Raw genomic sequence first — 13,558 nt, 5'->3', positions numbered from 1 at the left:
ACGACCGTCACCACCGTCAGCTCCGCACCCGACCCGTCGGTGGTCGGCGCCGCGGTGTCGTTCACCGCGACGGTCACGCCGGAGGCTCCCGGCGCGGGGTCCCCGACGGGCAGCGTGGTGTTCGACTTCGGGGACGGCACCCCGCCGGTGACCGCCTCGGTCTCCGACGGTGTGGCGACCGCGGCCCACACCTACGCCTCCGCGGCCGGCAGCCCGTACGCGGTCACCGCCGGCTACCAGGGCGACGCCGGGTTCGCCCCGTCCGCGGGTGCGGACACCCAGACGGTCACCCGGGCGTCCACGTCGACGACGGTGACGACCTCGCCCGATCCCTCCGAGTTCGGCGAAGCGGTCACCGTGATCACGGTGGTGACGCCGGGAAGCGCCGAGGCCGGAACACCGGACGGCGCGGTCACGGTGGACTTCGGGGACGGCAGCCCGCCGGTCACCACCACGCTCTCCGGGGGCGTGGCGACGCTCACACACACCTACCCCTCCGAGGGCGGAAGCTTCACGGTGACGGCCACCTACGGCGGGACCGCGGACTTCACGCCCTCGGCCGGGACCGACACCCACACCCAGGAGCCGGAGTTCGTCGCCACGACCACCACCGTGGTGTCGTCACCGGATCCGTCGGTGGTGGGCCAGGCGGTGACGTTCACCGCGACGGTCACGCCGAACACCCCCGGCGCCGGTACGCCGACCGGCACGGTCACCTTCCTCTTCGGTGACGGCACCGCGCCGGTCACGGCGGTGCTCAGCGGCGGGACGGCGACGGTCACCCACCTCCCGCCCTCCGCCGCGGGCAGCCCGTGGTCCCTCGTCGCCACCTACAGCGGCGACGCGGACTTCAGTGCCTCCACCGGCACGGACAGCCACACGGTGAACCGGGCGGCCACCGCAACCGCGGTGACGGTCTCTCCGGAGCCGTCGGTCACCGGACAACCGGTGACCGTGACCGCCACGGTCGTGCCGGTGGCTCCCGGCGACGGGGTGCTGACGGGGAACGTCACCTTCACCCTCGGCGACGGCTCCCCGCCGGTCTCCGCGGCTCTCGTGGACGGGGTCGCGACGATCATCCACACCTACGGCTCCGCGGCCGGCGGCCCGTTCGCGGTCGCCGCCGACTACGAGGGCGACGTCAGCTTCGGCCCGTCCACCGCGACCACCGCACACTCGGTGCAGCCCGCCTCCACCGCCACGCGGGTGGTGTCCTCCCCGGACCCGTCCGTGGCCGGCGAGCCGGTGACCCTCACCGCCACGGTGACCGCCGAAGCGCCGGGCGCCGGCAGCCCGGACGGCACGGTCACCTTCACCTTCGGCGACGGCAGCGCGCCGGTGACCGCGGCCCTCTCCGGCGGCGTGGCCACCGTCGCCCACGCCTACACCAGTTCGGCCGGCAGCCCGTTCACCGTGGTGGCCACCTATGGCGGCACCGCGGACTTCGCCTCCTCGGCCGGCACGGACACCCACACGGTGGCCCCGGCCTCGACGACGACGTCGGTGTCGTCGTCGCCGGATCCGTCCGTCGCGGGCCAGTCGGTGACGTTCACCGCCACGGTGACGGCCGACGCGGCGATCATCGGCGCTCCGGACGGCACGGTCACCTTCACCTTCGGCGACGGCACACCGGCCGTCACGGCCCCGCTGTCGGGCAGCACGGCCACCGTGGTCCACACCTACGACAGCGCCGCGGGAAGTCCGTTCACCGTGGTGGCCACCTACAACGGCAGTCAGGACTTCAGCGCCTCGACCGCCACCGAGACGCACACGGTGCACCGGGCGCCGACGACCACCACGGTGACGTCGTCGCCGGACCCGTCGGTGACCGGAGCGCCGGTGACCTTCACCGCGACCGTGGCGCCACAGGCGCCCGGCACCGGTACCCCCACCGGCACGGTCGCCCTCGACTTCGGGGACGGCAGCGCACCGGTGACGGCGTCGCTGTCCGGCGGAACCGCGTCGGCCTCGCACGTCTACTCCGGCACGGCCGGAAGTCCGTACACCGTCACCGCGACCTACAGCGGCGACGTCAGCTACGGCCCGTCCACCGGTACGGACACCCAGACCGTCGGGCGGGCGGCCACCACGACCTTGGTGACCTCCTCGCCCGACCCCTCCACGGTGGGCGGGCCGGTGACCTTCACCGCGACCGTGGCGCCGGTGACGCCCGAGGCGGGGGTCCCGAGCGGCACCGTCACCTTCACCTTCGGCGACGGCACACCGCCCGCGAGCGCCGCGGTGTCGGGCGGCACCGCCACGGTGACGCACACCTACACCAGCACGGCCGGCAGCCCGTACACCGTCACCGCGACCTACGGCGGCAACGCCGATCTCGCCCCGTCCGCCGGGACGGACACCCAGACGGTCACCCAGGCGCCGACGGCCACCACGGTCTCGTCGTCGCCGGACCCGTCGGTGGCGGGACAGCCGGTCACCTTCGCGGTGGCGGTGACGACGGCGGCCCCGGGGGCGGGCACACCGGCCGGTACGGTCGTCCTCGATTTCGGGGACGGCACCCCGACGGTGACCGCCCCGCTCTCCGGCGGTGTGGCGACCGTCGCGCACACCTACACCGCGGCGGGCACCAGCCCCTACGCGGTCACCGCCACCTTCACCGGGAGCACCAACTTCGGTCCGTCCTCCGGGACCGACACCCACACCGTCAACGCGGCGGCCACCACCACCTCGGTGTCCTCGGCGCCGGACCCGTCGGTGGCGGGACAGCAGGTCACCTTCACGGCCACGGTGGCCACGGTCTCCCCGGGAGCCGGGACACCGACGGGCACCGTCACCTTCACCTTCGGCGACGGCAGCGCACCCGTGACGGCCACCCTCTCCGGCGGCGTGGCCACCGTCGCCCGCACCTACGGTGCCGCGAACGCCACCCCCTACGCCGTCACCGCCACATACAACGGCACCGCGAGCTTCACCCCTTCGACCGGCTCGGACACCCAGACGGTCGGCCGGGCCGCGACCGGCACCGCGGTGACCTCCGCTCCGGACCCGTCCCAGGCCGGGCAGTCGGTGACCGTCACGGCCACGGTGACCCCGGTCTCCCCCGGCGCCGGTACCCCGGACGGCACGGTCACCTTCACCTTCGGCGACGGCAGCGCACCGGTCACGGCCACCCTCTCCGGTGGCGTGGCCACGGTCCCGCACACCTACGCCGCGGCCGCCACCGGCTCGTACACCATCAGCGTCTCCTACAGCGGGAGTCCGAGCTTCTCCCCGTCCACGGGAACGGACACCCAGACGCTGAGCCGGGCCGCCAGCAGGACGACCGTGGTCTCCTCCCCGGACCCGTCTCGGTCCGGACAGGACGTCACGTTCACCGCCACGGTGGCCCCGGTCCCGCCGAAGACCGGAACGCCCACCGGCACCGTCTCCTTCGTCATCAGCGGGAAGGCTCCCGTGGTCGCGCCCCTCGTCGGCGGCACGGCCACGATCACCACACAGCCGCTGAGCGTCGGCACCCACTCGGTCACCGCCACCTACAGCGGCAACGCCGACTTCAGTCCCTCGACCGGGGTCGACACACACACCGTGGTGTCGGCCAGCTGACCCGGACGGGGTGCGGAGCGTCCGCGTCCACGCAGCCGTTCTCCTCCGGCGGCGGCACCTCCGGGTGCCGCCGCCACCCGCTCGCGGCCACCGTTTCCGCCCCGGTTCCGGCCGGTCGCGCACTGGCACCACCCCCCAAGATTGAGTTAGGTTAGGCATACCTAACCAACTGATGGAGATCCGGATGCGCCTCTTCACCACTCCTCCCGGGCAGCCGACGAGCGCCGAACGGATTCGCACCGTTCTCACCACCGCCACCTCGATGAGCATGGTCACCGAGGGGCACCGGGCCGAGGTCTCCCGGCTCGCCGGTCCGGGCGCGGCGGAGCACATCCACCTCCATCCGTTGATGCCCGACGACTCCCTCACCGCAGGGACGCCCGCCGCACCCGAACTGGTCCCGGCCACGCTGGAGTTCACCGACATCGCCCCGATCCCGGTACGGGACCGGGTGCGGGCCCGGGTCACCGTGTCGGGGTGGCTGAAGGCCACGGAGGGGCCGTCCCCGGACGGCAGTCACTGCATGGAGTTCGCCGAGGCGGCTCTGGAGACCGCGACCGGACGCGCCACGGTGGGCCTCGACGACCTCATGGCGGCCGCGGCGGATCCGCTGGCCACCTGCGAGGCCGGGATGCTGACCCATATGGCCGACGATCACAGCGACTTGGTGATGCTCCTGATGCGCCTGGTCGACCCGGGCCTGGTGCAGCACGTCCTGCGCGCCGTGCCGCTGGCCATCGACCGCTACGGCATCACCCTGCGCCTGGAGTACGCCCGGAGCCACCAGGACGTCCGGCTCCCCTTCCCGTCGCCGCTGACCGACGCCGACCAGGCGGGCGTTCGGATCCACGCGCTGCTGAACATCGCGCGTCGCTGCTCGCACCGGGGCCGCCTGCTGCACGACTCCTGAACGCGGCGGCCGGCGGGCCGGGGCCCCGGCCGAAAGTCCCGCGAAGGACAGCGGTCGGCCCTCGGGGCCGGTGCCCCGAGGGCCGATCGGTCAGCAGGAAGCGGGCGGGATGCTCTGCTCGTACTGGAAGACGTTGTGGGGGTCGTACTTCTGCTTGATCCTGCGCAGCCGGTCGACGTTCCGTCCCCAGTAGGCGGTTTCCCACTCCTGCATGCCGACGTTCGGCACGTTGACGTAGGCGCCGTTCACGTAGGGCCGCAGCGCCTGGCTGAACTCGGCGATCCAGGCCTGGGCGACCGGGGTGAGCTCGTCGCCGCTGTCCGGTTCGCCACGCGTCCCCCAGCCGGCGCCGGGCTCGGAGTAGAAGAGCGCGTCGCGGTGCGGGAACGCCGTGCCACCGCGGGGCGGCCTCCTGACCGCGCCGCCGAAGGCCTGGGTGAAGAAGTTGCTGTCGTCCGTGGGGGCGTCCCGCATGAAGGAGGCGATCACGTCGATCGCCTTCCTCGGGAACGGCTCGGTGGTGAACTGCGAGAAGAACTTCCAGTTCGCGGGCTCGTCCTCGGTCGGAATCTGGAATCCCTCGTAGACGTCGCCCCAGTTCCCGGTCTCCACCGAGACCTCGGGCGTGCCGACCGACAGGATCGGGGCCAGCAGCTTCTTCGCCTCGGCCTCCGTACCTTCCGCGAGAACGCCGAACAGCAGGATCTGGTTGCGGTGGATCTCGAGCTGGGTTCCGAGGCGCTTGTCGGCGCTCGGCGCCGTGCGCTGCCAGGCCTCGAAGATTCCGCGCAGGTTTCCGATGCCGTCCCACGTGGCCTGCACGTAGGCGACGCTCCTCAGCGGGGACGCCTGGTAGGTGAGTGAGGTGACGATCCCGAAGTTGCCGTTCCCCGCCCCGCGGAGGGCCCAGAGCAGGTCGGCGTTGTTCTTCAGATCCGCCTTGATCACCTCGGCGCGGTTCGTACCCTTCGCGACGACGATCTCGGCACCGATCAGGCTGTCGCAGGCCATGCCGAGGTAGCGGGTCAGGAATCCGAAGCCGCCGCCGAGCGTCGCGCCGGACAGGCCGACGCTGCCCTCGGTTCCGGTCGTCACGGCAAGGTTCTTCTTCGCGAGCGTGGTCACCGCTTCCAGCTGGTTGAGCCCGGCTCCGACCCTCGCGACGCGCGAGGCGGTGTCGATGTGGACCGACTTCAGTTCGCTGACGTCGATCACGATGCCGTTGTCCACGTTCGACCAGCCCTCGAGGCTGTGGCCCCCGCTCCGCACCCGCAGCGCGACGTCGTGCTGCCGCGACCACGTGAGGGCGTTGACCACGTCCTGGGTCCGCTGGGCGTAGACGATGACCAGCGGATAGTGCACGAAGAGCTCGTCCCAGCCGAGGCTCGCATCCGCGTACCCGGGGTCGTCGGGGCGGACGATGCGACCGGTCAGCCGCGCCTGCCCGCCTGCCACGCTGTCGGCTGCCGCACTCTCGGATGCCGTGCCTGTCGACGCCGTGCCCGCTGCGCTCGCGACCGGGGCGGCGGCGGCCGTCACGCCCGGGAGAACGACGGAGCCGACACCGGCGGCCGCCGTCGCCCTGATCAGGCCGCGACGAGAAAAGTCGTGCATGGTCCGTATCCTTTCGACCGGATACGCCAGTGTGCGGCCGGGGCAGAAATGGTCCGCCGGCTGGCGCGTTCAATGCTTGAGGAATTTCCGGCGGAAGACTAACAGGGGGCGATCGCGGCAGCGTTCTTCGACACACCAATTGCGGACGGTCGCCACTTGCCTGCGGAATGACGCAGCGGAATAGCGCGGCCGAGGGTCCGCGCATTGGCCCGGCCGGGTGGATTCGGCGTCCCGGCCGCTGAGCTTCCCTCACGAGTGGCCATGACACCGCTTCGGCGATCTCCCCGGGTGCGACGGGAACTGCCGCATCGCGAGGGTGAGGGCGAGGCAGGGCGAGGCTGGGCGGGGTGCAGGAGTCACCGTGCCGCCGAATTCGATCGTAGAGTCCGCGCGCCCTTGTCCCGCCACTGCAAGGGGATGCCGGGACACAAAAACTTCTCAGCCGGAATTCACCCGGCCGGCTTCCCCTGGACCAGCCCATTGGACACCAGCAGAAACCTTCCTTGCGGCGGCGGGACTTAATCCGAATTCCGGCCCCGACACACGAACGTCATTCCGGATTCAACTTTTTGCGCCGCGGCACCGTCCAAGGCCGGCCCCATACGCTGGTTGGCATGACGCGGTTGATCGTGGCAGCAGGAGGAGGAGGCGACGCTGTCGCCGCTGCAGTGCTTGCGGCCCTGTACGGCGACGACGACCGGACAGTGATCCTCACCTACGCATGGGATCGTCTGCTCGTCGACCCGGTGCCGGGCCCACGAGGATCCCACGATTTCACCGGCCTCGAGCGCATCACCGCGACCGTCTGGGCGGTGCCGGCCGAAGCTCGGCCGATCGCTCCGGCGGGGTCCACCCACCCGCGACTTGCGGCCGAACTCCCCCACACCTTCGCGTTGCTCGACCCTCACCGGGGCACTGAAGGCGTCACGCGGCAGCTGGAAGAGTTGGTCAGTGGCCTGCAGCCGCAGTCGATCGACCTCCTGGACGTCGGCGGCGACATCCTTGCGCGGGGCGATGAGCCGACGCTGAGGAGTCCCCTCGCCGATGCCCTGACCCTGGCTGCCGCCTGCCAGGTCAGCGCCCCGGTCCGCCTGCTGATTGCCGGCCCCGGCCTGGACGGCGAACTGTCCCCGGACGCCCTGCGCCCGCTGCTCGGACCGGCCGTACACGCCCTCACGGCGAACGACGTGGAGCCGATCAGCGCGGTCCTGGAATGGCACCCCTCCGAGGCGACGGCGATGCTCGCCGCAACGGCACGAGGAGTCCGGGGCACCTGCGAGGTACGAGATGCCGGCCTCCCCGTCCCTCTCACCGACGAGGGCCCCAGGGTCCACGAGGTCGGCCTGGACGAAGCGCTGAGCCGCAACACCTTGGCCCGCGCCATCATGACGACCGCCACGCTGGACGAGGTCGAGGCGTACAGCCGCGAGATCTGCGGCTTCTCCGAGATCGACTACGAGCGCGACAAGGCCGCACGGCTGATGAACCAGCCGGCCGTGAAGCTCGATGAGGAGGCCGTGCTGACCCGGCTCGACCGGTTCGAGACGGACGCCTGCAGCCGGGGAGCCACCCACACGACGTTCCGCCGCCTCACCGAGGTGCTGAACCTCACCGGCCCCCAGCGCGATCCCCTGCGCCGACTGCTGATCACCAGCCGCCCGGAGCAGTACGAGGCGCCCCTGTGGCGCATGACGACAAAGCCTGAATAGCAACGTCCTCCCGGGCCGGGACACGGAGACCCCGTTCGCCCACGGAGCGGCGATCGACCGCACGGGCAACGCGGCGGAGCACGACTTCCTGGAACGGCGGCGGGCGGGGCTCCGGCCGAGGTGAGGCCCCCGCCCGGCGGACTGTTCTCGCACCGCCGGAAGGGCGGCGCCGCCGCACGGCAAGGTGTCAGGCCGGGGCGCGGTGGCCGTCGCCCCGCGCACGGCGGTGGCCGACGAACTCGAGCTCGGCGAAGACCGCGACGACCACCGCACCGATCACCAGAAAGACGGTGCCCGCGGCGGTGAGCGGAACGAGATCCGAGAACGCCAGCAGCAGGAGCAGCGGACACGACAGGGCATTGGCCACGATGACGGTCGCGGAGAGCCGTTCGGGGATCCGCGGATACCCGGCGATGAGCGCGAGGGCGGCGGCCCCGCCCAGCATGGCGATACCGAAGGGCACGGACCAGGAGGCGGGCAGACCGAGCGGTCCGTCGAGCCAGGGGCTGCCCGCGAGCAGCAGGACACCGAACGCGGCGGTGCCCCAGCTGTCGAACCGCAGGCTGGTGCGCAGCAGATCCGGTGCCGCGCCACCGGCCGCGGGGCGCCGGGCGGTTGTGGCCGGGAGGGTCATGCGGGACGTCATACGGGGCTCCTCTGTCGAAGGACGGCCGGTCGCGCCGGGTCGGTGACGGCCGGTCTCGCCGGGCCTGGGAGAACCGTGGCAGCGGCACGGTGCCGGACTCAATGACCTCGGAGGTCATGGCCGCGACGATCCGGCCCCGGTTAGGCTCCGGGCATGAAAGCGGATCAACTCCCGCGGCTGGGCGTCCTGTTGCGCGAGTGGCGTCGGCGCCGACGGCTCAGCCAGCTCGACCTCTCCCTGCTGGCGGACGTCTCGGCGCGCCATCTGTCCTGTGTGGAGACGGGCCGGGCCCGCCCGAGCCGGACGATGCTGCTCCGTCTCGCCTCGGCGCTGGAGGTGCCGCTGCGCGAGCGCAACGCTCTGCTGCTCGCCGCCGACTACGCGCCCGCGTACCGGGAGAGCAGCCTCGACGACCGTTCCATGGCGTCGGTGCGTGCCGCGCTCGGCACCATGCTGACCGCCCATGAGCCGTACCCCGCGGTGGTGGTCGACCGCTGGTGGAACGTGGTGACCGGCAACCGGGCCATGCCCCTGCTCATGGACGGCATACCGCACCATCTGCTGGAGCCCCGGCCGAATGTGTACCGCCTCGCCCTGCACCCGGAGGGTCTGGCCGCTCGGGTGGTCAACCTCGGTGAGGTGCGGGACCTCTTCCTGGAGCGGCTGCGCCGGCAGGTGGACGCCACCGGGGACGGCGACCTGCGCGTGCTGTACGAGGAGGTGTCCCGCTATCCGGCACCTCCCGGACCGGAGCCGGACTCCTCCCCGGACCCGTCCGCGTCCACCCCCGACCCGTCCGCCCCGGCCCCGATCCAGGTGCCGCTGAGGCTGCGGACGCCGCACGGTGAACTGTCGCTGTTCAGCACGATGGCCACGTTCGGCGCCCCGGCGGATGTGACGCTCTCGGAGCTGGCGATCGAACTGTTCTACCCCCTCGACGCGTTCACCACCGAGGTGCTCGGCGCCCTGCCGCTGCCGCCCGGCCCCGGGCCGCTCTGATCGGCGGAGGCAGGCACCCGGGCACGGCCCACGCGCCCCGGGGCGCTCCCCGGCGTGGGCCGTGCTGGTCACCGTGCTGTCGTGGTCACCCCGAGACGTACGCCCGCAGGTGCTGTGCCGTCAGGGTGTCCCCGTGCGCGACGAGGTCGGCGGGGGTCCCGGTGAAGACCACACGGCCGCCGTCGTGACCGCCGCCCGGCCCCAGGTCGATGAGCCAGTCGGCGTGGGCCATCACGGCCTGGTGGTGCTCGATGACGACGACCGAGTTACCGGCGTCGACCAGGCGGTCGAGCAGGGCGAGGAGCTGGTCGACGTCCGCCAGGTGCAGGCCGGTGGTCGGTTCGTCCAGGATGTGGACCGTGCACTTCGCCGCCATGTGAACGGCGAGTTTGAGTCGTTGCCGCTCGCCTCCGGAGAGGGTGTTGAGGGGCTGGCCGAGCCGCAGGTAGCCGAGACCGGCATCCATGAGCCTCCCGAGGACGGCGTGGGCCGGTCCCGAGGGGAAGAAGTCGTGGGCCCCGGCGACGGACATGTCCAGGACCTCGCTGATGTTCTTGCCGTGCAGCCGGTAGGTCAGCACCTCGGGCGTGAACCGCCGCCCGTCGCACTGCTCGCACACCGAGGCCACTCCGGCCATCATGGCCAGGTCGGTGTACACGAGCCCGATGCCGCCGCAGTTCGGGCAGGCTCCTGCCGAATTCGCGCTGAACAGCGCGGCCTTGACGCCATTGGCCCGGGCGAAGGCCGTGCGGATCGGGCTCAGCAGCCCCGTGTAGGTGGCCGGGTTGGAGCGCCGGGATCCGCGGATCGGTGACTGGTCGGCCACGGCCACTCCGTCCCGCTGCGCCAGGTAGCCGTGGACGAGGGAGCTCTTCCCGGATCCGGCGACGCCGGTGACCACGGTCAGGACCCCGAGCGGCACCTCCACCTCGACGTCCCGGAGGTTGTGCAGGTCCGCGCCCTTGACGGTCAGCCCGCCCCGCGGTTCCCGGGGCCGCTCGCGCAGCCGCGCGCGGTGCCCCAGGTGCCGTCCGGTGACGGTCCCGGAGGCGCGCAGTCCGGGCACGTCCCCCGTGTAGCAGACGCGTCCTCCGTCGCTGCCCGCCCCGGGGCCCAGGTCGACCACATGGTCGGCGATGGCGATGACCTCCGGCTTGTGCTCGACGACGAGGACCGTGTTGCCCTGGTCCCGGAGCCGCAGGAGCAGGTCGTTCATGCGCTGGATGTCGTGCGGGTGCAGCCCGACGGTGGGTTCGTCGAAGACGTAGGTCACATCGGTCAGGCTGGAGCCGAGGTGGCGCACCGTCTTCACGCGTTGTGCCTCGCCGCCGGAGAGTGAGGACGAGGTGCGGTCCAGACTCAGATAGCCGAGGCCGATCTCGACGAGTGACTCCAGCAGCCGGCGCAGACCGGACAGCAGCGGTCCCACGGAGTGGCCCCCGATCCCGGCGAGGAATGCGGCGAGGTCGCTGATCTGCATCGCGGAGCACTGGGCGATGGTGACGCCGTTGATCCTGGAGGACAGTGCGGCCGGGTTCAGACGGGTGCCGCCGCAGTCCGGGCAGTCGCTGAAGACCACGGCCCGGTCCACGAAGGCCCGGATGTGGGGCTGCATGGCGTCCCGGTCCTTGGCCAGGTGGATCCGCTGGATCTTGGTGACGAGCCCTTCGTAGGTGAGGGTGTTCGAGCCGACCTCGACCTTGGTGGCGCCCCCGTGCAGGAACTCCTCCCACTCCCGCGCCGTGAAGTCCCGCAGCTTCCGGCCGGCGTCGACGCGCCCGGAGCGGGCCATGACCTGCCAGTACCAGGAGCCGACCGCGAATCCGGGAACGGTGATCGCGCCTTCGTTCAGGGAGAGGTCCCGGTCCACCAGCTGATCGACATCGATCCTCGACGCCTGGCCGAGCCCTTCGCAGCGGGGGCACATGCCTTCCGGGCTGTTGAAGCTGAAGGCGGTGGAGGTGCCGATGTGCGGCTCCCCCAGACGGCTGAAGACGATCCGCAGCATGGTGTACGCATCGGTGACGGTCCCCACCGTGGACCGGGAATTGGTCCCCATGCGCTCCTGGTCGACAACGATGGCCGCGCTCAGGTGGTGCAGCCCGTCGACGTCCGGACGGGCCTGGCTCCGCATGAAGGACTGGACGAAGGCCGGGTACGTCTCGTTGATCAGGCGCTGGGACTCCGCGGCGATGGTGCCGAAGACCAGCGAGGACTTCCCGGAGCCGGACACACCGGTGAAGACGGTGAGCCGGCGCTTGGGCAGGTCGAGCGAGATGTCCGCCAGGTTGTTCTCCCGGGCTCCACGGACCTGGATCGTGTGGTGGCTGTCGGCGGGGACGAGCGGACCGCCGGGCGGCGGGGTGGTCATGTCCGGTTCTCCTCTGGTCGGGCACTGCTCGGCCGACGGCCCTGTCCAGCTGCGCTCACCGGTCACCGGAGGCGTTCCAGTCGAGCAGTTCGACGACCACGCCGTTCGGGTCGGTGACCTGGAAGAGACGCTCACCCCAGGGCTCTTCGCGCAGCGGCAGGGTGATGGCGACGCCTGCGTCCCGCAGCCGCCGGTACTCCCGCTCCAGGTCGGCCACGGTGAAGGCCAGGATCACGCCGGTGGCGTGCCGGTCGCGGAATCCCTCGGGCAGCACGTCCAGCCCGCGCCGCAGAAAGATCACATGCGGGGCTCCCGCACGGCCCAGGGAGACGAAGCCGTCGGCGGACATGGCCTCCGCGAAGCCGAAGTGCTCCGTCAGGAATGTGGCGGAGGCACGGACGTCGTCAACGGTCAGAGCCAGGGAGGTGGCGGTGATCTGCACGGATTCTCCTGCCGCAAGAGGGTTCGGCCGTCGGTCCCGCGTCGGCCGGGCCCGTTCCAGTGAAACTCTATACAACGTACTCTATACAGCATACAGAGTGTGCGGAGTTTCTCCTCCGGAGCGCGGGGCGGGTGCTTCTCCGGAGCGTGGGGCGGGGGCACCCGCGGTGCGGGAGCCCGGGCCGGACAGGAGAGGATGGGCGCATGGCGAAGAACCCGAGCGGGACCGGCGACCCGGCCCGCACGCTGGAACTGCTGTGGCGTAAGCCCGGGCACGGCCGGGCGGCCCGCGGCCCGAAACAGGGCCTCACCGTCGACGCGGTCGTCGGCACGGCGGTCACTCTCGCCGACCGGGAGGGCATCGACGCGGTGACCATGCGCGCCCTGGCCCAGGAGCTGGGCGTCACCCCGATGACGCTCTACACCTACGTCCCGGGCAAGGCCGAACTCCTCGACCTCATGCTGGACACCGTCCACCAGCGGATGCCCCGCCCCGAGCACACGGCGACGACACCCTGGCGCGCCCGGGTGGAGGCGGTCGCCGAGGCGAACCGCGCCCTCTTCCGGCAGCACCCCTGGGTGGCGGCACTGAACGTCACCCGCCCGCCCCTGGGGCCCGGTTCGCTGGACAAGTACGAGCACGAGCTGGGCGCCTTCGAGGGGCTCGGGCTGGACGACGTCGAGATGGACGCCTCGCTGGCGCATCTCCTCGCGTTCGTCCAGTCCACCGCCCGGGCCGCGATCGACGCCCAGGCGGTCGCCCGCGACACCGCCCTGTCCGACGCGGACTGGTGGGCCGCCAACGCCCCGTTGCTGGACCAGGTCTTCGACCCGTCCCGCTACCCCCTCGCCACGCGGGTGGGGGCCGCGGCCGGCGAGGCCCACCATGCCCCGTCCAGCCCGGAGCACGCGTACACGTTCGGGCTGGCTCGTGTCCTGGACGGTTTCGCCCGGCTCATCGAGTCCCGTTCGGGCTGACCGCGGCGCCGGACGAGCGGCGCCCCGCAGGGACCGACGCTCCCGGGCGGGCACGCGGGACGGGCGACGACGCGAGGCGGTCGCCGGCCAGGGCGGTGGCCGGACCGATCCGGTGCATGGGTGAGGGACCGGACAGCTGCTGTCCGGTCCCTCACCCATGGGGGCTCTCGGTCCTGCCGCGGCCACGGGGGCCGGGGAGGGCGCACCCGGAATCCGGATGCGCCGCCCCGGCCGGGACGGGCCGGCCCGCGGTGGCGGCGGCCGGTTACACGTAGGTGTAGCCGCCGGGGACCGTCGCGGTGCCGGACGGCGTGGTCACCACAACG

General features: G+C 72.0%; 9 protein-coding genes. 5 read left to right on the top strand and 4 right to left on the bottom strand.

The annotated features are described in order from the left end of the window. Together AC3EQ1_RS30660 and AC3EQ1_RS30655 are read left to right on the top strand one after the other, a co-directional pair. A partial coding sequence (locus AC3EQ1_RS30660; RefSeq protein ID WP_432097576.1) for a beta strand repeat-containing protein occupies window positions 1-3,564 on the top strand: 3,564 nt, incomplete at its 5' end. A 184-nt stretch (window positions 3,565-3,748) separates the two neighbouring features. Beyond that, entirely contained in the window at window positions 3,749-4,474 is a 726-nt protein-coding gene (locus AC3EQ1_RS30655) for a DUF2470 domain-containing protein (protein ID WP_432097575.1), read from the top strand. A 90-nt stretch (window positions 4,475-4,564) separates the two neighbouring features. On the opposite strand, the gene AC3EQ1_RS30650 is transcribed toward AC3EQ1_RS30655, so the two are convergent. Then, a complete protein-coding gene (locus AC3EQ1_RS30650; RefSeq protein WP_432097574.1) occupies window positions 4,565-6,088 on the bottom strand; it encodes an FAD-binding oxidoreductase in 1,524 nt (507 codons plus the stop codon). Between the two features lie 614 nt (window positions 6,089-6,702). On the opposite strand from AC3EQ1_RS30650, the gene AC3EQ1_RS30645 reads away from it, so the two are divergent. Beyond that, window positions 6,703-7,797: a DUF1152 domain-containing protein gene (locus AC3EQ1_RS30645; RefSeq protein WP_432097573.1), complete on the top strand. Its 1,095-nt coding sequence runs from the start codon at window positions 6,703-6,705 to the stop codon at window positions 7,795-7,797. 187 nt (window positions 7,798-7,984) lie between these two features. On the opposite strand, the gene AC3EQ1_RS30640 is transcribed toward AC3EQ1_RS30645, so the two are convergent. Next, window positions 7,985-8,443 (bottom strand): hypothetical protein, encoded by a 459-nt coding sequence (locus AC3EQ1_RS30640; protein ID WP_432097572.1) that lies wholly within the window; start codon window positions 8,441-8,443, stop codon window positions 7,985-7,987. Between the two features lie 153 nt (window positions 8,444-8,596). Between AC3EQ1_RS30640 and AC3EQ1_RS30635 the strand changes: the two genes are divergently transcribed. After that, entirely contained in the window at window positions 8,597-9,442 is an 846-nt protein-coding gene (locus tag AC3EQ1_RS30635) for a helix-turn-helix domain-containing protein (protein ID WP_432097571.1), read from the top strand. A gap of 85 nt (window positions 9,443-9,527) precedes the next feature. Here the strand turns inward: AC3EQ1_RS30635 and AC3EQ1_RS30630 are convergent, their stop codons facing one another. Continuing rightward, entirely contained in the window at window positions 9,528-11,813 is a 2,286-nt protein-coding gene (locus AC3EQ1_RS30630; protein WP_432097570.1) for an ATP-binding cassette domain-containing protein, read from the bottom strand. A 55-nt stretch (window positions 11,814-11,868) separates the two neighbouring features. Continuing rightward, on the bottom strand, window positions 11,869-12,255 hold the full coding sequence (locus AC3EQ1_RS30625; RefSeq protein WP_432097569.1) for a VOC family protein: 387 nt from the start codon (window positions 12,253-12,255) through the stop codon (window positions 11,869-11,871). Between the two features lie 203 nt (window positions 12,256-12,458). Between AC3EQ1_RS30625 and AC3EQ1_RS30620 the strand changes: the two genes are divergently transcribed. Beyond that, entirely contained in the window at window positions 12,459-13,232 is a 774-nt protein-coding gene (locus tag AC3EQ1_RS30620; protein WP_432097568.1) for a TetR/AcrR family transcriptional regulator, read from the top strand. Window positions 13,233-13,558 lie beyond the last annotated feature (326 nt).

Source organism: Streptomyces sp. bgisy100 (assembly GCF_057709105.1).
This window is presented reverse-complemented; position numbering and strand designations above follow the sequence as displayed.